The organism is Stutzerimonas zhaodongensis (assembly GCF_003696365.1).
Classification (GTDB): domain Bacteria; phylum Pseudomonadota; class Gammaproteobacteria; order Pseudomonadales; family Pseudomonadaceae; genus Stutzerimonas; species Stutzerimonas zhaodongensis.
Window position 1 is genome coordinate 327,996 of sequence record NZ_RFFM01000003.1, and the last position, 16,785, is coordinate 344,780.

Below are 16,785 nucleotides of genomic sequence, written 5' to 3' on the forward strand. Positions count from 1 at the left end.
CATGGTCCATGCCGCCGATTTCCCGAAGGACGGGAGCGCCACCGATAACAGGAAAGACACCACGGCCAGCGCGCCGGGTAAGGTGCGGTCGCGGTATCTGATCTCCTTTTTCGCAGGGCTTACCGGCGCACTGATGCTGTTTTGCGCGACCCTGTTCGGACTGGACCGAACAGGCAACCTGCCGCCGCCTGCCTTTTCCAACAATCTGTGCGTAGACGAGAAACTCAACTTCTTGCGGGACAACCCGATCCAGTCGCCCAACCTGCTGGTGATCGGCTCGTCGGTCGCTTGGCGGCACGTAGACAGCCAGATCCTCGCCAGTGCATTGCCGGAGATTCGCCCCATGAACGGCGCGTTTTGCGGGCTGTTCGCCAATCAGTCGACCTATGTCGGGCACTGGTTGCTGGACCGCGCGCCAAGCATTCGCAGCGTGGTGATGATCGCCGATCCACAGGATTTCGCCGGCTGCTGGCGCGTGCCTGCCGCTGTATTCAACCGCGAGCATGTGGACCCTTACGTGTACGAGGGTGACGCGCGCTGGGGTTATTACATGCGCTACTTCTCGCCCAAATCCCTGGCGCGCAATGCATTGACCGTCAAAGCGCAACGCGCTGGCCAGATCGAATGGGACCCACTGGTGTTCAACCGTTACGGCGACGGCCCCCTGATCACCAATAACACCCGCAAATTGCTCTACGGCCGGCCCGACCCACTGGATCGCAGCTGCTTCGCAGCCCTGCGGGACATGGGCGCGCGCTTGGCGCAGGAAGGCCGCCAGCTGATGGTCGTCTCCACCCCGCTGCACCCGGACTGGAAGGAAAAGTACGACCCGGACGGCACCTTTATGGCCGATTTCGACAAACGCATCGCCGACGCCCTGAATGTGCACGGCGGCACCTATTGGAACGCCGACAAGGATTGGCACACACCGACGCACTCCTTCGTCGATGCCGTGCACATGCGATGGTCCGCCGTGCAGGATTTCACCGTCGCCCTGGCCGAACAGATCAGCAATGCCGCGACCGGCCCGACCAAACCGCCAGGGCTGGAAACGGCAGCCCTGCGCTGACCTCCTTGTCGATAAAAAAAGCCCGGCGACCTCGAACAGGCGACCGGGCTTTGTCGTTACGGGCAACTTAGCTCGAGGCGGGAATCACGCGGCCGCGACACTCGCCAAAACCGATCGAGGCCTGCCCTTCACGGCGGCAACGGGCCTTGAGGATGATTTCATCGCCGTCCTCCAGGAAGGTGCGGGTCTCACCGCTGGCCAGTTCGAGTGGTTGCTTACCGCCTTGGGTGATTTCCAGCAGGCTACCGAGGCTGTCGGCACTGCTCCCTGACAGGGTGCCCGAACCGAACAGATCACCCGGTTGCAAGCTGCAACCGTTGACGCTGTGGTGCGTAACCATCTGCGCGACAGTCCAGTACATGTTGCGGGTGCAGCTCAGGGCAATGCGTTGCGCAGGCAATCCTTTCTCGCGCATGGCGTCGGTCAACAGCAGGACTTCCAGCTCGATGTCCAGTGCCCCGTGCTGCTGATCCTGCTCGTCATAGAGGTATGGCAGCGGCTGAGGATCGCCTTCGGGGCGCGGTGGTTGAGCGCAGCGGAAAGGCTCCAGAGCTTCGGGCGTGACAACCCAGGGCGACACGCTGGTGGCGAAACTCTTGGAGAGGAACGGGCCCAGCGGCTGGTATTCCCAGGCCTGCAGATCGCGGGCCGACCAATCGTTCAACAGGCAGAAACCTGCGACATGGCCACTCGCTTCGCCGATCGGTATCGACTCGCCACGAGCATTGCCCTGGCCAATCCAGATACCCAGTTCCAATTCATGGTCGAGTCGTTTGCTCGGTCCGAAAGAAGGCTCGCTGGCACCCGGCGGCAAGGTCTGACCATTAGGGCGCTTGACGGTGGCACCGGACACATCGATGGTCGACGCGCGGCCGTGATATCCGATGGGCACATATTTGTAGTTGGGTAGCAACGGATTATCCGGGCGAAACAGCTTGCCGACATTGTTGGCGTGATGGATGCCGACATAGAAATCGGTGTAGTCGCCCACCTTGGCCGGCACATGCATCTGGCAACGGTCCATCGGCTGCAGCAAGGACTCGCCCATGCCCTTCAGCCGCTCACGCTGCGAGTTGCCTTCGCCAAGCAGTTCCTGCAGCGCGCCGCGCAGAGACTTGCGTGCCGTTGCGCCCAAGGCGAAGAAGGCGTTGAGGCTGTTGCCGCTGGCCGCTTGAGCGGCAGACAGCGCCTCGCCGCCGAAGAGGCCTGCCTCGCACGCGGCGCGTAGATCCAGGATGAAATTACCGATGGCCACTCCACCGCGTGGCTCGTCGCCGTCACGGCTGAAAACTCCCAGCGGCAGGTTGGCAAGGGGGAAGTCGGGATGGCCATTGGCCGATTCGACCCAGCTGCGCGATCCCTTTTCTGCGGTCATGTTTTGTTCGGTCATGGTCTGCGCCGTCCTGTCATTTCTGATTCTTGTCGAAGGTCTTTGTCAGGCCAGCCCAGCAGCTGTCGTAATCGCTTTGCAACTGCGGGCTCTCCAACGCCTGACGTGTGGGGCGAAGCACCTGGCCGGTCTCGAACATGAAGGCCATGGTGTTCTCGATCTTGTGCGGTTTGAGTTCAGCCTTGATCGCCTGTTCGGTCGAAACATGATCCGGCCCGTGGGCACTCATGCAGTTGTGAAGTGAGGCACCCCCAGGCGAGAACCCATCTGCCTTGGCATCGTAGGCGCCAGCAATCAGCCCCATGAACTCGTTCATCAGGTTGCGGTGGAACCACGGCGGCCGGAAGGTGTTCTCCGCGACCATCCAGCGTGGCGGAAAGATCACGAAGTCGATGTTGGCCATGCCGTGAATGGCGCTTGGTGAGGTGAGCACCGTGAAAATCGATGGGTCTGGATGGTCGAAGCTGACCGTGCCGATGGTATTGAAGCAACGCAGATCGTATTTGTAGGGCACGTTGTTGCCGTGCCAGGCGACCACGTCCAGCGGTGAGTGATCCAGCTGAGTCGTCCAAAGCTCGCCGAGGAATTTCTGCACCAGTTCTACCGGGTCGTCGCGCTCTTCGAAGTGCGCAACCGGCGCGAGAAAATCCCGTGGATTGGCCAGGCCATTGCTGCCGATAGGCCCGAGGTCAGGCAGACGCAGCGCGCAACCATGGTTCTCACACACATAGCCTCGCGCCGTAGCCCCCAGCAGCTCGGCGCGAAAGCGCATCCCGCGCGGGATCACGGCGATCTCCAGCGGCTCGATTTCCAGCACGCCCAGTTCGGTAACCAGCTTCAATTCCCCTTCCTGCGGCACGATGAGCAGCTCGCCGTCCGCATTGAAGAACACCCGCTGCATCGACTGGTTCGCCACATAACGGTAGATGCTCGCGCCAGCCGGCTGATCGGGTTCGGCGTTGGCTGTCACGCACTCCAGCCCGTCGAGGAAGTCGGTCCCTGCCTGGGGAAAGGGAGCAGGATTCCAGCGTAGGCGGTTGGGCGTTATCGGCCCCAACGCCGCGCCGAGCTGCCGGTCCATACGCTGATACTGCCCGTGATTGGCCGAGGGACGAATGCGGTACAACCAGGTACGGCGCGCTTCACTGCGTGGCACCGTGAAGGCGGTTCCTGAAAGCAACTCGGTGTAAAGCCCATATGGGACCTTTTGAGGTGAGTTTTGCCCGACCGGCAGCGCGCCCGGCAAGGCTTCACTGCTGAACTCATTACCGAATCCGGAAAGGTAGCGAGAGCTTGCACTGGTTTTTTCTTGTGATTGCATAGCTTGTCTCTCATTTGCGTAACTCATTTACGCAAAAAGTAATTTGAACTCACCTAAGCGTCAAGCTATAAACAGCGCCTACTCGGGCAGGCAGCGAACCATGGCAGACAGTAACGTTGAAGCAGCGCCCCGGCGCCAGAAGGTCCAGGCCGCGGAAGTGGGCACTGACATCCTCACTGCATTGGCCGAACTGGCTCCGGCGACATCACTTTCGCGCCTGGCAGACCATGTCGGCATGCCTGCCAGCAAGGTGCACCGTTATCTGCAGGCATTGATGGCCAGCGGTTACGCCGAGCAGGACCCTACAACCAATCATTACGGGTTGGGGCGCGCCGCCCTGTTTGTCGGGCTGGCAGCGCTGGGTCGACTGGATGTCGTAAAACTGGCCACGCCACACCTGGCACAGCTGCGTGATGAGCTCAACGAAACCTGCTTTCTCGCGGTATGGGGTAACCGGGGACCGGCTGTGGTGCATGTCGAACAGGCGGTTCGGGCCGTAACCCTGGTTACCCAGGTCGGGTCGGTGCTGCCGTTGCTCGGCTCCTCGACGGGGCTGGTGTTCAACGCGTTCATGCCGAACGCGGAAACCGCGCAACTGCGCGATGAAGAACTGAAGCTGCCATCTGCCCCCTCCTCCGACGCCCTGCTTGCGACCATGAGCGAGCTGCAACGTACTCACATCCAAGCGGTACACGGCTTGCTGATGGCTGGCGTCAACGCCCTGTCCGCGCCGTTATTCAGCGGTGGGCAGAAACTGGTGGGCGTCATCACTATTGTCGGTGCCGAACCCGGCTTTTTGGCCGATGCCAATGGCGAAGCAGCGAAACGTCTGCTGGAAATTGCGCACAAGATCAGTGCACGAATGGGCGCCTAGCTCGGGGGTTGTAGGCGAACTGACGGACGGCTGGCACTGCGTCAAAAGTGCAAATTGACGGGGGGCGGTCAGGCGACTAGCGTACGTCTGACTTTTTTCCGACCCGGAGGCACCATGGATATCCAAGTCCGACCGCTTACGTCATTCGAAGGAAGTAATTGGGAAGTACTCATGGGCCGAAACAAGGTCACGTTTCGCAATGAGGCCGAGGCACGTGCTTTCGTCGAGCTACTCGAGTCGCGCTTATCAGCGCCTCATCATCTACCGGACATCCCCATCGACCATCAGCTGCGTAGCCAGGCAGGCTGACCATCACCCCATTGGTTGCCAGCGCCACGCTGGCAACCATGCCCTCATCTTCGTCCCCCGCCCGCAGGTCAGCTCGCAAGCCTCCCATCCGACCGGACAAAGATCGTACGTCCCAAACCACCGCCAGTATTACCGCGCCGCTACCGCCGTACTCGGCATAGTCCTATTCCAGGCGGTGCGGGATTCTACATAAACAGTCGGCTCTTGATCCGCTCGGATTGCGGTGAAGGCGGTCACGGCCTCAAGCCAGACGGTTGCGAGCTAGTTGCTGGTCATTCATTAGCTCGAGAGATGAGAATCATCAGCAACATTCGTTGGATTGATCATTACGCCTGCCCGATACTTGGGGCCTCGCCAACGGCGGAGTTATCAGTAATAACCCCCTAATCGGGGTCAATGGCTAACCCGTACTGCTCGGGCAATGACGACAGTCAAAGCTCGTACCTCTTACTCGACCATCTGCGATGCCGACCCAGTGATTGCGCATCCCTCGCCCCTCCAGCCGGCAACGGCACCACTTATCAAATCGCAAACCAAAGGGCTGCTACGTGACTAATAGCGATTCAAACCTGCATGACTTCACCCGCTACGATGTATGGCGCGGATTCAAGCAGCTGGTACCCATCTCAATTTTCGTGGTCGCCTTCGGCGCAGCGTTCGGGTTGGCCGCGACGCAAACCGGCCTTGGCGAACCCATATCCATGATCATGAGTATTCTGGTGTTTGCCGGCGCTTCGCAGTTCGCCGCGCTGGACCTCTGGGGCACACAGATTCCCGTCGTACCGCTGGCGATTACGGTTTTTGCCATCAACGCGAGGCACTTGCTGATGGGGGCCTCTCTCTATCCATGGCTGCGTCACCTGCCTCCAGCCAAGCGCTACGGAGTGATGATCGTGGCCTCGGATGCCAATTGGGCAATGGCGCTGCAGGCCTTCAACCGCGGCCAGCCGGGTTTCGGGCTACTACTTGGCGGTGGGCTCGCGCTGTGGTCGTTCTGGGTACTCGGCAGCTGGCTGGGCCTTCACTTCGGCAGCGCGATCAGTGATCCGAAGAGTTTCGGACTGGACATGGTGATGGGCTGCTTCCTGCTGGCGATGGCGGTAGGCGGCAACAAGAACTTGCGCATCCTCGTTATTTGGACCGTAGCGGCCAGCGCAGCGCTGCTGGCGTACTGGTACTTGCCGGAGAACAGTCATGTCGTCGTGGGCGCGCTTGCGGGTGGTGTGCTGGGCGCCGTGTGGACGGAAAAGAAATGAACCTTGAAACCGCAGGTTCCGGCTCACTGATCATCATTCTCGTCATGGCGTTGGTGACGCTGGCGACCCGTTGGGGTGGCGTTTTCGTGATGTCGTTCGTGCCCATCAGTTTCAGGGTGCAACAGTTCATCAGCGCAATGTCGGGATCAGTATTGGTCGCGATCCTCACACCGCTCGCCATCGAAGGCGACACCAGCGCCCGCCTGGCACTGCTCACGACCGCAATCATCATGTTGGTGCTCAAGAAACCTCTACCGGCAATCGCCGGAGGGATTTTGGTTGCGGCAATCATCAGGCAGTTCTGATCGGCAAAGATCGCGCGGTTTCTGCCCGGGAGCCAGGTCAGAAGAGCCCAGCACTGAGCTGGGCTCCCTGCCCGATCGTCAAGGCAAAGGGTTACCGAGCCCCGGTTCGTTGGGGTCATTTTCGTTTCCGGCGCGAGGTTTCTCAGAAGGCTGGCTGCCGTTTCCCGATCCCGGCTGAACGTCCGGGTTATCGGTTATGAAATCCGGCTCCGGGGAGTGGCTGGGGTTCTGGTCCTGCCCAGGGACGGGCTGCTGGTCGTGGGGCCGGTCGAGCGGATCGATACTCATGGATCACCTCCGATAGGGCCGAAGATGGCCCTGAAACTTTGAGTGAACCCAGTTGGATAAGTGCGCTCCGCATGTCGGCCAGACTCAGGGCAAAGGCACGCCGGAACGCCCCTGCTCCGGCTGATGCCCAACGATGTTTTTGCGTGCTGAGGGCGGCATTCCAGAGAGCCTGGCTGCCTAATGATCAGCACCTTGGTTCAGCTCTTCAGCTTGTCCAAACCGCTCATCCAGATTGGCAGCTTTAGCCATTGTTGCAGGGTGCCGCCGACGCCAATATCCAGAAGCACCCATAACAAGAAAATCAGGAGCCAGCCATGCGCGACTACGCAACCGCGGCCAGTGAATTCGATTACCACCAGACCGTCTCAGCCATTCTCTCTGGCGATCTTGCGGCCATGAATGCCTGCGTCGAGTGCTGCGATCGCCATGCTGATACGGACAAAGTGGCGCTCATCTGGGAGGGTCGCGAGGGTCAGCGCGCCACCTGGACGTTCTCACAGCTCAAGGATGCCGCTTCGCGTTTCGCCAACTTTCTTGACAGTCATGGGATCAAGCCTGGCGATACTGTCGCTGGGCTGCTGCCGCGCACGCCTGAGTTGCTGATCACCATTCTTGGCACCTGGCGCGTCGGTGCAATCTACCAGCCTCTTTTCACTGCATTCGGGCCCAAGGCAGTCGAGCATCGGCTCAAGGAGTCTGGTGCAAAACTAGTGGTTACAAACACTGCTAACAGCGAAAAGCTGGACGGTATCGAAGCCGCGCCGTCCCGACTCGTTGTTGGCAATGGCGCCGATGATTTCTGGACGCATGTAAATCGGGAGTCGCCCGATTTCGCCCCGGTTCTGCTGGACGGCGATGCACCATTTCTGGCCATGTTCACCTCCGGCACCACCGGGCCAGCCAAGCAATTGCACGTTCCGCTCAAGGCCATCGTCGCCTTCGTCACCTATATGCGTGACGCAGTGGACCTGCAGCCCGAAGACAACTTCTGGAACATCGCCGACCCGGGCTGGGCATACGGTTTGTACTACGCCGTTACCGGCCCCCTCGCCATGGGACACAGCACGCTGTTCTATGAAGGCGGCTTCACGGTGGACAGTACCTGCCGGGTAATAAGCGAATACAACATCACCAACATGGCGGGCTCACCCACTGCGTTCCGCCTGCTGCTGGCTTCACGTGACGAAGTGGAAAGCAAGATCAAAGGCCGTCTTCGCGCAGTGAGCAGCGCCGGAGAACCGCTTACCCCAGAGGTCATCCGTTGGTTTGCAGCAGGCCTCGGCTGCAAGATCCACGATCACTACGGCCAGACCGAACTTGGCATGGTGCTCTGCAATCATCACGCATTGAGCCATGCGGTCAACATCGGCACCGCCGGCTACGCCATGCCAGGGCACCGCGTCGTAGTACTCGATGACCAGCATCGCGAACTTGGGCCAGGCGAACCGGGGATGCTCGCTCTTGATCGCAACCAGTCTCCTCTACTCTGGTTCAACGGATACGCCGGTACCCGCACCAAGGCTTTCGTCAGTCATTACTACCTGAGCGGCGATACGGTGGAGTTGAATCCCGACGGCAGCATCAGCTTCGTGGGGCGCTCCGATGATGTGATCACCACCTCCGGTTACCGCGTGGGCCCATTCGATGTTGAAAGTGCGTTGGTCGAGCACCCTGCAGTGATCGAGGCTGCTGTCATTGGTAAACCCGACCCGGAGCGCACCGAGTTGGTGAAGGCCTTCGTTGTGCTGCATGCAAGCCACCAGGGTGACAAAGCACTGGCCGAACAGCTGCAGCTGCACGTGCGCCAACGCTTGTCCGCGCACGCCTATCCGCGGGAGATCGAGTTCGTTAGCGAACTTCCGAAAACACCTAGCGGCAAGATCCAGCGATTCCTGCTGCGCGACCAGGAAAAGAACGCAAAGCAGGCGTCCACGGCCGCGGCGAGTTAGGCCTGTCAGAACGGGGCCGAGCGATAGGCCCCTCTATCAAATCAACTAGTGCATCAGCGGCTGCACCACAACGCTGCCCGGTGATAGTGCGCTCACGTCTTCTGCCTAACGATTCCCACCCTACCCTGGCGCGCCGCTGAAATATCAATCCAAACGATGCGCACTAGCGGCTCGAGGACTTCAATGACCGTCACCACCGAAGACCGTTACCTGCCAACCGAACATGGCGACGTGTTCTCCCGCCGCTGGCGCACGGGCCATTCGCAACGCACGCCCATCATTCTCATGCATGACTCGCTTGGCTGCGTCGAACTCTGGCGCGACTTTCCCGAGCGGCTCGCGGTCGTCACCGAGCGCGATGTGATTGCCTACGACCGCCTCGGCTTCGGCCGCTCCGCAGCGCACCCCGGCGGTTGGTCGAACAGCTTCATTCGTGACGAAGCGCTGAAGTTCTTTCCGCCGGTATGGCAGGCGCTCGACGTCGAACACTTCATCGCTCTCGGCCACAGCGTTGGCGGCATCATGGCCGCCAGCCTCGCCGCACATTACCCGCGCAATTGCCGCGCCCTGATCACAATCGCCGCCCTCGCCTTCGTCGAGGACAGGACCTTACAAGGCATTCGCCGGACCCAAACCGCTTTCGCCGAGCCCGGCCAGCTAGAGCGGCTGCGCAAATATCACGGCGACAAGGCCGAATGGATACTTTGGGCGTGGATCGACACTTGGCTGTCAGAGAGCTACGCCAGCTGGACTATCAAAGACAGCGCGCCTGCGGTGAACACCCCGCTTCTAGCGATACATGGGCTGGAGGATGAGTACGGTTCGGTGGCTCATCCCCAACAGATCGCGGCATTGGGAACAAACCGCGTCGAGAAGCTTTTGCTGAAAGGCTGCCAACATGTACCGCATCGTGAACAGCCAGAGTTGGTTATCGAAACCATCAGGGTATTTGTTGATGCGATGGAGCCGTAGCAAACTGGCTAGAAGACCAGTCCTAGTGGCGGTCTCTAGCCCGTCCCAGTGAGCGAAGCGAACGGTTTGAACGAATTGTTATACGATACTAATTGTAGATTCCAGTTCCCATGTTATCTTCCAGTGCCTCACCAATCTGATGTAACCCAATGACAGTGGAATTTTCAGCTCCCCAATGTAAATTACTGATAATTTCCGCCAAAGCTTTCTTGTCCATTTCTTAATGAAAGTTCAGATGCAAGACTTTCCAGCTCTTTACTCAGCGCCATCAATTTCGAAGCAATTTTTTCAAACTTTTCTTGAGTGGTATTGGGGTTCATATTTCCCTAAGTCGTATAACGTTTGGTTAAGGGGTGGGCTTTAGCCCGTCCCAGTGAGCGAAGCGAACGGCTTGAACCGCTTGTTATGTACAGACCACTTCGCAGCACTTGAACTCTTCGAACTGCACCTCAATTTTTGAGCCGGAAACAAATGTGATGCAGTGAAGGAACTTTGATTCACCGCATGCAAGGATTGCGTGTGCGCTTACATCACCGTGAAACGTGTCTGCCCAGTTGTACTGGTTCATCGCTCCGGATATTTGGTATGAATGAACCTCTTGATACTGAAGTACTATGGTTCGGTCGTGCATCGGGCCGAGCAATTCAATTTCGATCGAGGGCAGGTTCCTGCCCTCGCTTTCCGGGCGCCTAAGCTCTCTAATGCTAATCGATGATAGCCAACTGTCGTGCAATGAGTGAGGACTGGTTAGATTGTGCCGCTCCTCACTTGAGGCGAATGCATAGATATGCTCTGGGAACGAGCTCTTGTGAGCTTCCAAATAGGATACGTAATTATCGAACGACTCAAACAATCGCGGCCGCCTGTACATAACGTTTGGTTAAGGGGCGGGCTTTAGCCCGTCCTAGTGAGCGAAGCGAACGGTTTGAACCAAGTGTTAGCTGAACGCACGCAGGATATCAGCCAGACTACCAAGCCCCTCGTGAATACGCTTTAGTGTTCCATCCTTTAAATAAAGAGCTATTACCAGAAACGGCGCATTTATACAGCTGAATGCAAGTATGCCCCAGAAGCCTTTGGAAAGAAGAAAGACTGCGGTAGCGATAAGTACGAGCGCAGAGATGGACATATAAACGACTCTCAGCGGGATAAAGCTTCTGCGGTCTGTATCAATATTGCGCATTAAGAGCCTTCAGCTAACGTTTGGTTAAGGGCGGGCTTTAGCCCGTCCCAGTGAGCGAAGCGAACGATTTGAACCAGTTGTTAGGCAGTTCATGTCGTGCGCTCGTTCTGAGGCTTCAGGCTAGGTACGCCTGCATAGAAAGAATGGGCAATAGACATACTTCTGGATCTTAACGAAGGAAGCTCATTGTGCAGAAAGGCTACTTGTGCTTCAAGAGTGCAGCAATCCTCAAGCTGGTAGCAAAATATGACTATTGGATCGTCAAGGTTTTCGCCTATACATTTAACATTCGCCCACTTAATAAAATTGTTAACCTCAAACTCAGATTGGATATTTAGCGCTGATACTCGCAAGCCAAATTCTTCGGTAAACGTAAGCTCTATTGGCCTATAAGGAAATTCATAAATTGGGCGTTTAAGACAAGCACCGGGGCCTTCAAGTGATAGCTGGACTAGAGCCTCGTCGGGATTGTTGGATACTCCAATGTGAGCATCAACCCACGCGATTAGCTCTTCTGAGCTTACAAGCCCAAGCTTCCATAATGACAGAGCGATACTCAAAGTTTCCATACAGAGCCTAACGTTTGGTTAAGGGGCGGGCTTTAGCCCGTCCCAGTGAGCGAAGCGAACGGTTTGAACCACTAGTTAGAGGGATGTAGTAAAAATGCGAATACTGCTATCCCTTCTTATGCAGCGCTCTACTTTTTTGTATGCATGGTCAATTTTTTGAGTGAATCCTACGGCGAAATATCGGTGAAACGCTATTTCTAAGCAAACGAGTTGCAAGAAAATTGCTTCATCGCCGAAGTGGCGCTGCTTTTCTGGATTCCAATTATCAGTTCTATTCTTATTTGGATGATGTAACGAGCCTCTGGCAAGAATTAATATTTCCAGAATTTTTCTTGTATCCGATGCTCGCAGCTTTTCTACGAAAGATCTTGAGAGTAACCCGTTGAGTTCAGGCTTCTCTAAGGTGTTCTTAATGCTAGATGTTAGCTCAGTGGATTTCATGAATTCATCTAGAGTTGCATTTTTCCCTGACTTGCCATTTCCGTACAAGAACTCTAGAAAAAAGAAAAGATTGTAATATGCTTCAATAAAGCGATGAGAGTTTGCATCGGTGCTTCCGCGGCTGAAAAATGTCAATGCAGGGTCGTGATTTTTTTCTATGCAGCCTACCAATACTGAACGTATAAATAATGGTGTTGTTAGATGCTTGGCAGATGTGGCAGCGGCTGGTCCACCATTGATATCAACTTGGATGCTGGATGGTTTATCGTTGATTATCCATTGGACACGTCTCTTTTCAAAAAGAAACTCTACACAACTATGGCTAAATAAAGAAAAGCCGTTACCTATCTGAAGAACTATTTCTTCAATTTCACGAGCTCTAGGCTCATTAGTTACTAGATTGTCACCTATCCTTTCTTCGGTTGTCGGCGAGCTTGGAATAGGGCAATTTATTACAAGATAGCTCAATATTCCTGAGCGCATAAAGAATTCAATTTCAATATCGTCTATTTGAAAAGCTAAAGGCTTATCAATAGATACATTCCCAGCTATAGGGATTGTGTATACGCAGTAGGAGGTCACTTTTCCCTCTAACGTTTGGTTAAGGGGCGGGCTTTAGCCCGTCCCAGTGAGCGCAGCGAACGGTTTGAACCAATTGTTAGGCCGTGCGTGCTCGCGACCTGCACGAAATTTCCCATCCGCGCCGTATTTACGCTCAGTGCCAGTCTACGATCTGCGTGTCCATTTTTCCGACGCGCGCAAAGTACGGCGAGTCGCCGTACAGGGGCCCAGCTTCCAAGAGGAAACGCGGATGCTCGGGCAGGAGCATGCCATCGTCGTATCGAATGAACCCTTGAACAATCGCAGCGGTGCCCGCGTCCAAAAACTCCGTTAAAGACGACGCGATGCGGTTGAGACCAACACCATCGGTCATCTCGTATACGGCGCCGAAAGTGGGCGAACTCGAGATGCAGTTCACCGCTACTACCGAACCGGCGCGGTCCGAGAGGATCGGAAGGAATCCGTCAGCCCAGTAGTTGGGCGCTTCATCGGTAATTGCGAACTGGAGCTGATCATGTTCACGCAGCGCACCGTCGACCGACAACGCCTCCATGCCCCACGCGAAACTCGGCTCGAACAAGTCCTGTTCCGACAAAGCTTCGTAGTTGTAGCCGTCAATGCGGCGGAAGTACGCGATCAGCTCATTCGAAAGGGTTACATTGTCAAGGGCGCGAAGAGCGTCCAGTGCACCTTGATTGACGAGTGGGAGTATCAGTTCGCGAACCGGGCTGCCAAGCTGGGCAGTGGCGGCAAGGTAGCGGTCGAGAGCATTGTCAAGCGTTTCGAGAGTCATCGCAGTTGTTCCGGGCTGTTTGCGTAAATTGACCACGAGTCGAGCAATGTCACCGCTCTCTATGGCCTAACGAAGCTGTAGAAAAACCCCAAAAGCACTTACCCCTTCAAGGTCCGCGCCGTTTTTTTGAAGTGGCCGGACAGGTATTGAGGTGTGGCTGCTCTTGAGGTGTTGGGGTTGTTTGTTTCGGCTCGTAGCCGCTATCGATCCACTGTATCGCCCTGTTGGTGTTGTGCACTCTATTTTTGTAGCAGCTAACGTTTGGTTAAGGGGCGGGCTTTAGCCCGTCCCAGCGAACGGAGTGAGCGGCTTGAACCGCTTGTTAGGCAGCGGAGCAAACCGGGCCTCGGTGGCTGATGCCGCACGGTGGCCGAACGGCTTCGAGTGTTCAAGCCAGCACGTGAGGACTGAATCACACCGCTGTATGCCTCTGGTCGCCATACCCGGAGCCAAGGCGAGCACAGACGACGCAGTAGATGGAAACGCAACGGACGCGTATTAAAAGAGGTACATGCGGCGGCGAGACAAACTTCCATGTATGCACGAGCCTAAAAAAGAAATGACGCCTAACGTTTGGTTAAGGGGCGGGCTTTAGCCCGTCCCAGCGAGCACAGCGAGCGATTTGAACCACTTGTTAGAGGATTACTCGCAAATTTGGATGAGTCGCTATCGAGCTAGACTAAAGGCGAGCATGTTAACGGTGCGTTCCCTGAAGCGTAGGGTTAGAACCTTCTTGAGAAAGAACATTCAATTTCCCACCAATGCCAGCGACGTCAATTTCTTGTACTTCCAGCGCTGATGGAGAATCAGGTAGAAAGAGCGCGATTCCATTTTTTATACCACTTATGAGCATGTAATGCTCAACCTGCGCTAATACGTTCTGGAAGTTCTTACGATCAAGACGCCGCTTTAACTCAACGACAAGTTTTTCCTCGCCTCTTTCAATAATCAAATCCGCTCGGAATGGACGGTCTTTTGCGAGCTTTACCTCTGTGAGCACTCTTAATTCGGGCGCTGCAGAAGCCAAGAAACCATGCAGTGCACCTATAAACTGGGCTTCAGTGTGTTGCAGTGGTGAGCCGGTTGGTGGCGTGTAGGTAGAGCAGAACTGGCGCAGAACATCTACGGTACGCATGAGTAAGCTTGCGTCCACCGAACCTGCAAGAGTTTCAGCAATCTGCTGCTTTTGAGCTTCAGCCTCAGCTTGAGACTTCAAATAAGCAAGCCTCTCAGCGATTTGATCTAGGAGCAGGCATGCGAATGCTGAAACTGAAACTATTGCTAGAAAAGCTTCGCTGGCGTCGAAGTCTAGTTTGTAATCATGTGCGGACGGATTGCGCCATTCAGTACGGTATGTGGTGAATTGGCTAAGAACCCTGCTGCGGAAAACTTTGTTAGTTTCGAGATAACCTTCGATGTCAAACGGCCTTTTCTTGGCTGGGTCCTGCCCCGCTAAAACCCTGTAGGCTTCTTTGATGCTTCCTTCGAACGCTTGATTTGTTCGATAGATAGCATCGGTAAATGCAGTGTCGTCGTCAGACTCTTGTCCTCTCGATAGATGCCGAAACCCTGTTTCAATATGAAGCAGTACAGCCTTTAGTCCCGCGATGTACTCGCCGTCATCTAGGACGTCTATCTTGTTTCGCAAGGTAGCTACGAGATCCATTTGTAAGCCTCTAACGTTTGGTTAAGGGGCGGGCTTAAGCCCGTCCCAGTGAGCGAAGCGAACGATTTGAACCAGTTGTTAGCGTTCTGTGCACTCGTTGCGCTGCTCGAATTCACGATATTGGACACGCAGGTTGGCTTCGGTAACTCTCAAGTTTCTGTTACGCGGTTCGCCAAGCTCTTTGTCTTGGTAGATGCTGTAGTCGCCCAAGGCGTCCGCTGCCACTACCACTTTACGAGTATTAGGGTGGATTGCGATTAACCTCGCGTCGAACAGTGAATGAAGGTCTGCCCTAAGAGGTAGCCCATTCGTAGGCTCATAAGCGTGATCATGGCGATATGGCACTACATGTGCCGCCTCGACTGCGGGTTCAGTTCGACAGCCTGAGATTGCACAACTCCCTGCATATTCCTCAAAAAGTAAGGTTCTGAAGTCGCTTTGCCCCCGCCTATTCCATGCGGGCCGATTAACAAGTGAGTCTGAAAGTCGATCACGTACCGTCCGCTGATCTTCGTTATCTAGAGCATACTCGCGAAGACAGAGAATTAGTTGCGCGAGCTGAGCATCGTTTGCAATGGCGACTCGTGGATATTTCTGAGAAAATTTCGGCTTTGCATAGGCACCAACGCAGTTCTGCAAATACGAAACCCATAGCCAAAATAATGGGCTACTACGCCCTAAACCTTTGGGTGATAGTGCTACTTCAGGAATCTCTTCATGATCAAGGCGGCTCGTGTAAACAGTAATTTTTGTCTGAGTGCCAAACTGATAGTTTCGTCCATTCTTAATGTCTCGGACGTTACTCCAGAGAAGTTCGGATGCTAGTGAATCCATCAGGGAAAGTACGTTCATGATCACCTGTAGACGCTAACGTTTGGTTAAGGGGCGGGCTTTAGCCCGTCCCAGTGAGCGCAGCGAACGGTTTGAACCATTTGTTAGGCCAAACGCCGAGCTAACGCCTTGCCGAATAAAAATAAGATACACGCTGCACCTGTTGTTAGTGTGACGAAAACTGTGGCCTTGATTTGATGCAGTGCCGTGAACAAAGGCAGCAGATGCCAAGTATTTATATCTGCTGTTCCCGCCCCGAAAAATGTTGCTCCGTTGATGTAAATAGACGCCGATAGCACAGCTGCAAATGTTGCAGCAAGCAAAGTCACTGCCGGATAGATGCTCTTAAAGAAGCGATAGTAGACCTCAGTGCATAGGGCCATTATCACAACTGATGCAACAACCCATGCGGAACTTAGATAAATGGCCTCACCAAGCCATTCTGATTTGTCTCGAAAGTATATATACAGGCTTGGTACAACTGCCAAGGCCATTCCAATGCTGAGCAGTATTCTACTGGCGAAGATGATTTTCCGCATAAAGCCTAACGTTTGGTTAAGGGGCGGGCTTTAGCCCGTCCCAGCGAGCGGAGCGAGCGATTTGAAACAGTAGTTTATGCATCGAGTAACTCGGGATCAAACCATACGTCTTCGAAATTATTGCCGTCGATTTGAAAGCGGTAACCGGCAGGTAGATCAAGGTAGCCGGCCACCTCTGGAAGATAGCTGCCAATGTGTTCTATATGCAACGGAGAAAAGAAATCGTCAGCGTCGGACAGCTCGGTGCCACACCAGATGTACCAGCCATTAGTGCCATTTTCTGGTTTATGCCTTAGTCCATTAATGGGGAGCTGTCCTAGGGTACTTAAAGCAACTCCAAGTTTTGACCCGCTCTCTGGTTTTTGAGGGGCAACATTCTTCCATTCGCAGATGGTCTGTTCCTTCAGGATTTTCACGGTATTACTCCGAAGGTGCATAACGTTTGGTTAAGGGGCGGGCTTTAGCCCGT

17 protein-coding genes are annotated in these 16,785 nt (G+C 55.3%); 7 read left to right on the forward strand and 10 right to left on the reverse strand.

The window, feature by feature from the left end; all coding sequences use genetic code 11:
• Position 1 precedes the first annotated feature (1 nt).
• Positions 2 to 1,069, forward strand: coding sequence for a hypothetical protein (locus EA797_RS15615; protein WP_122166816.1), 1,068 nt, complete (start codon positions 2 to 4; stop codon positions 1,067 to 1,069).
• A 67-nt stretch (positions 1,070 to 1,136) separates the two neighbouring features.
• On the opposite strand, the gene fahA is transcribed toward EA797_RS15615, so the two are convergent.
• The gene (gene fahA / locus EA797_RS15620) at positions 1,137 to 2,459 is read right to left on the reverse strand and encodes a fumarylacetoacetase (RefSeq protein ID WP_425275580.1); all 1,323 of its coding nucleotides are present in this window, start codon (positions 2,457 to 2,459) and stop codon (positions 1,137 to 1,139) included.
• A gap of 16 nt (positions 2,460 to 2,475) precedes the next feature.
• The gene (gene hmgA, locus EA797_RS15625) at positions 2,476 to 3,780 is read right to left on the reverse strand and encodes a homogentisate 1,2-dioxygenase (RefSeq protein WP_122166818.1); all 1,305 of its coding nucleotides are present in this window, start codon (positions 3,778 to 3,780) and stop codon (positions 2,476 to 2,478) included.
• 100 nt (positions 3,781 to 3,880) lie between these two features.
• On the opposite strand from hmgA, the gene EA797_RS15630 reads away from it, so the two are divergent.
• The 4 genes from EA797_RS15630 to EA797_RS15645 all read left to right on the forward strand — a co-directional run bounded on the left by EA797_RS15630 (position 3,881) and on the right by EA797_RS15645 (position 6,524).
• Positions 3,881 to 4,654 carry an IclR family transcriptional regulator gene (locus tag EA797_RS15630; RefSeq protein ID WP_122166820.1) on the forward strand — a complete coding sequence of 258 codons (774 nt, stop codon included), beginning with the start codon at positions 3,881 to 3,883 and terminating at the stop codon, positions 4,652 to 4,654.
• 114 nt (positions 4,655 to 4,768) lie between these two features.
• A complete protein-coding gene (locus EA797_RS15635) occupies positions 4,769 to 4,963 on the forward strand; it encodes a hypothetical protein (protein ID WP_122166822.1) in 195 nt (64 codons plus the stop codon).
• Between the two features lie 548 nt (positions 4,964 to 5,511).
• The gene (locus EA797_RS15640; protein ID WP_122166824.1) at positions 5,512 to 6,219 is read left to right on the forward strand and encodes an AzlC family ABC transporter permease; all 708 of its coding nucleotides are present in this window, start codon (positions 5,512 to 5,514) and stop codon (positions 6,217 to 6,219) included.
• The gene (locus tag EA797_RS15645; protein WP_122166826.1) at positions 6,216 to 6,524 is read left to right on the forward strand and encodes an AzlD family protein; all 309 of its coding nucleotides are present in this window, start codon (positions 6,216 to 6,218) and stop codon (positions 6,522 to 6,524) included. Before EA797_RS15640 ends, EA797_RS15645 begins: the two co-directional genes overlap by 4 nt.
• Before the next feature lie 78 nt (positions 6,525 to 6,602).
• On the opposite strand, the gene EA797_RS15650 is transcribed toward EA797_RS15645, so the two are convergent.
• Positions 6,603 to 6,812, reverse strand: a complete 210-nt coding sequence (locus EA797_RS15650) for a hypothetical protein (RefSeq protein ID WP_122166828.1) — start codon at positions 6,810 to 6,812, stop codon at positions 6,603 to 6,605.
• 314 nt (positions 6,813 to 7,126) lie between these two features.
• Here EA797_RS15650 and EA797_RS15655 point away from each other — a divergent pair, with 314 nt between their 5' ends.
• Both EA797_RS15655 and EA797_RS15660 read left to right on the forward strand, forming a co-directional pair.
• Entirely contained in the window at positions 7,127 to 8,761 is a 1,635-nt protein-coding gene (locus tag EA797_RS15655; RefSeq protein ID WP_122166830.1) for an acyl-CoA synthetase, read from the forward strand.
• Between the two features lie 183 nt (positions 8,762 to 8,944).
• Positions 8,945 to 9,733 (forward strand): alpha/beta fold hydrolase, encoded by a 789-nt coding sequence (locus EA797_RS15660; protein ID WP_122166832.1) that lies wholly within the window; start codon positions 8,945 to 8,947, stop codon positions 9,731 to 9,733.
• A gap of 182 nt (positions 9,734 to 9,915) precedes the next feature.
• Here the strand turns inward: EA797_RS15660 and EA797_RS21890 are convergent, their stop codons facing one another.
• The 7 genes from EA797_RS21890 to EA797_RS15695 all read right to left on the reverse strand — a co-directional run bounded on the left by EA797_RS21890 (position 9,916) and on the right by EA797_RS15695 (position 16,732).
• Complete coding sequence (locus EA797_RS21890; RefSeq protein ID WP_208644460.1) at positions 9,916 to 10,053, reverse strand: hypothetical protein; 138 nt, start codon at positions 10,051 to 10,053, stop codon at positions 9,916 to 9,918.
• A 1,507-nt stretch (positions 10,054 to 11,560) separates the two neighbouring features.
• Positions 11,561 to 12,508, reverse strand: coding sequence for a hypothetical protein (locus tag EA797_RS21705; RefSeq protein WP_147456821.1), 948 nt, complete (start codon positions 12,506 to 12,508; stop codon positions 11,561 to 11,563).
• Positions 12,509 to 12,641: 133 nt separating this feature from the next.
• On the reverse strand, positions 12,642 to 13,280 hold the full coding sequence (locus EA797_RS15680; RefSeq protein ID WP_122166838.1) for an SMI1/KNR4 family protein: 639 nt from the start codon (positions 13,278 to 13,280) through the stop codon (positions 12,642 to 12,644).
• A gap of 694 nt (positions 13,281 to 13,974) precedes the next feature.
• The gene (locus tag EA797_RS15685; protein ID WP_122166840.1) at positions 13,975 to 14,946 is read right to left on the reverse strand and encodes a hypothetical protein; all 972 of its coding nucleotides are present in this window, start codon (positions 14,944 to 14,946) and stop codon (positions 13,975 to 13,977) included.
• Between the two features lie 78 nt (positions 14,947 to 15,024).
• Positions 15,025 to 15,798 (reverse strand): HNH endonuclease, encoded by a 774-nt coding sequence (locus EA797_RS15690; RefSeq protein WP_122166842.1) that lies wholly within the window; start codon positions 15,796 to 15,798, stop codon positions 15,025 to 15,027.
• Between the two features lie 83 nt (positions 15,799 to 15,881).
• Entirely contained in the window at positions 15,882 to 16,316 is a 435-nt protein-coding gene (locus EA797_RS21710; RefSeq protein WP_147456822.1) for a hypothetical protein, read from the reverse strand.
• Positions 16,317 to 16,390: 74 nt separating this feature from the next.
• A complete protein-coding gene (locus EA797_RS15695; RefSeq protein WP_244214131.1) occupies positions 16,391 to 16,732 on the reverse strand; it encodes an immunity protein Imm33 domain-containing protein in 342 nt (113 codons plus the stop codon).
• Positions 16,733 to 16,785: the final 53 nt, after the last annotated feature.

What these genes read in the sequence shown, in the direction of transcription:
- EA797_RS15615 (WP_122166816.1), top strand. Translation starts at nt 2, where the DNA reads ATGGTCCATGCCGCCGATTTCCCGAAGGACGGGAGCGCCACCGATAAC.
- fahA (WP_425275580.1), bottom strand. Translation starts at nt 2,459, where the DNA reads ATGACCGAACAAAACATGACCGCAGAAAAGGGATCGCGCAGCTGGGTC.
- hmgA (WP_122166818.1), bottom strand. Translation starts at nt 3,780, where the DNA reads ATGCAATCACAAGAAAAAACCAGTGCAAGCTCTCGCTACCTTTCCGGA.
- EA797_RS15630 (WP_122166820.1), top strand. Translation starts at nt 3,881, where the DNA reads ATGGCAGACAGTAACGTTGAAGCAGCGCCCCGGCGCCAGAAGGTCCAG.
- EA797_RS15635 (WP_122166822.1), top strand. Translation starts at nt 4,769, where the DNA reads ATGGATATCCAAGTCCGACCGCTTACGTCATTCGAAGGAAGTAATTGG.
- EA797_RS15645 (WP_122166826.1), top strand. Translation starts at nt 6,216, where the DNA reads ATGAACCTTGAAACCGCAGGTTCCGGCTCACTGATCATCATTCTCGTC.
- EA797_RS15650 (WP_122166828.1), bottom strand. Translation starts at nt 6,812, where the DNA reads ATGAGTATCGATCCGCTCGACCGGCCCCACGACCAGCAGCCCGTCCCT.
- EA797_RS15655 (WP_122166830.1), top strand. Translation starts at nt 7,127, where the DNA reads ATGCGCGACTACGCAACCGCGGCCAGTGAATTCGATTACCACCAGACC.
- EA797_RS15660 (WP_122166832.1), top strand. Translation starts at nt 8,945, where the DNA reads ATGACCGTCACCACCGAAGACCGTTACCTGCCAACCGAACATGGCGAC.
- EA797_RS21890 (WP_208644460.1), bottom strand. Translation starts at nt 10,053, where the DNA reads ATGAACCCCAATACCACTCAAGAAAAGTTTGAAAAAATTGCTTCGAAA.
- EA797_RS15680 (WP_122166838.1), bottom strand. Translation starts at nt 13,280, where the DNA reads ATGACTCTCGAAACGCTTGACAATGCTCTCGACCGCTACCTTGCCGCC.
- EA797_RS15685 (WP_122166840.1), bottom strand. Translation starts at nt 14,946, where the DNA reads ATGGATCTCGTAGCTACCTTGCGAAACAAGATAGACGTCCTAGATGAC.
- EA797_RS15690 (WP_122166842.1), bottom strand. Translation starts at nt 15,798, where the DNA reads ATGAACGTACTTTCCCTGATGGATTCACTAGCATCCGAACTTCTCTGG.
- EA797_RS21710 (WP_147456822.1), bottom strand. Translation starts at nt 16,316, where the DNA reads ATGCGGAAAATCATCTTCGCCAGTAGAATACTGCTCAGCATTGGAATG.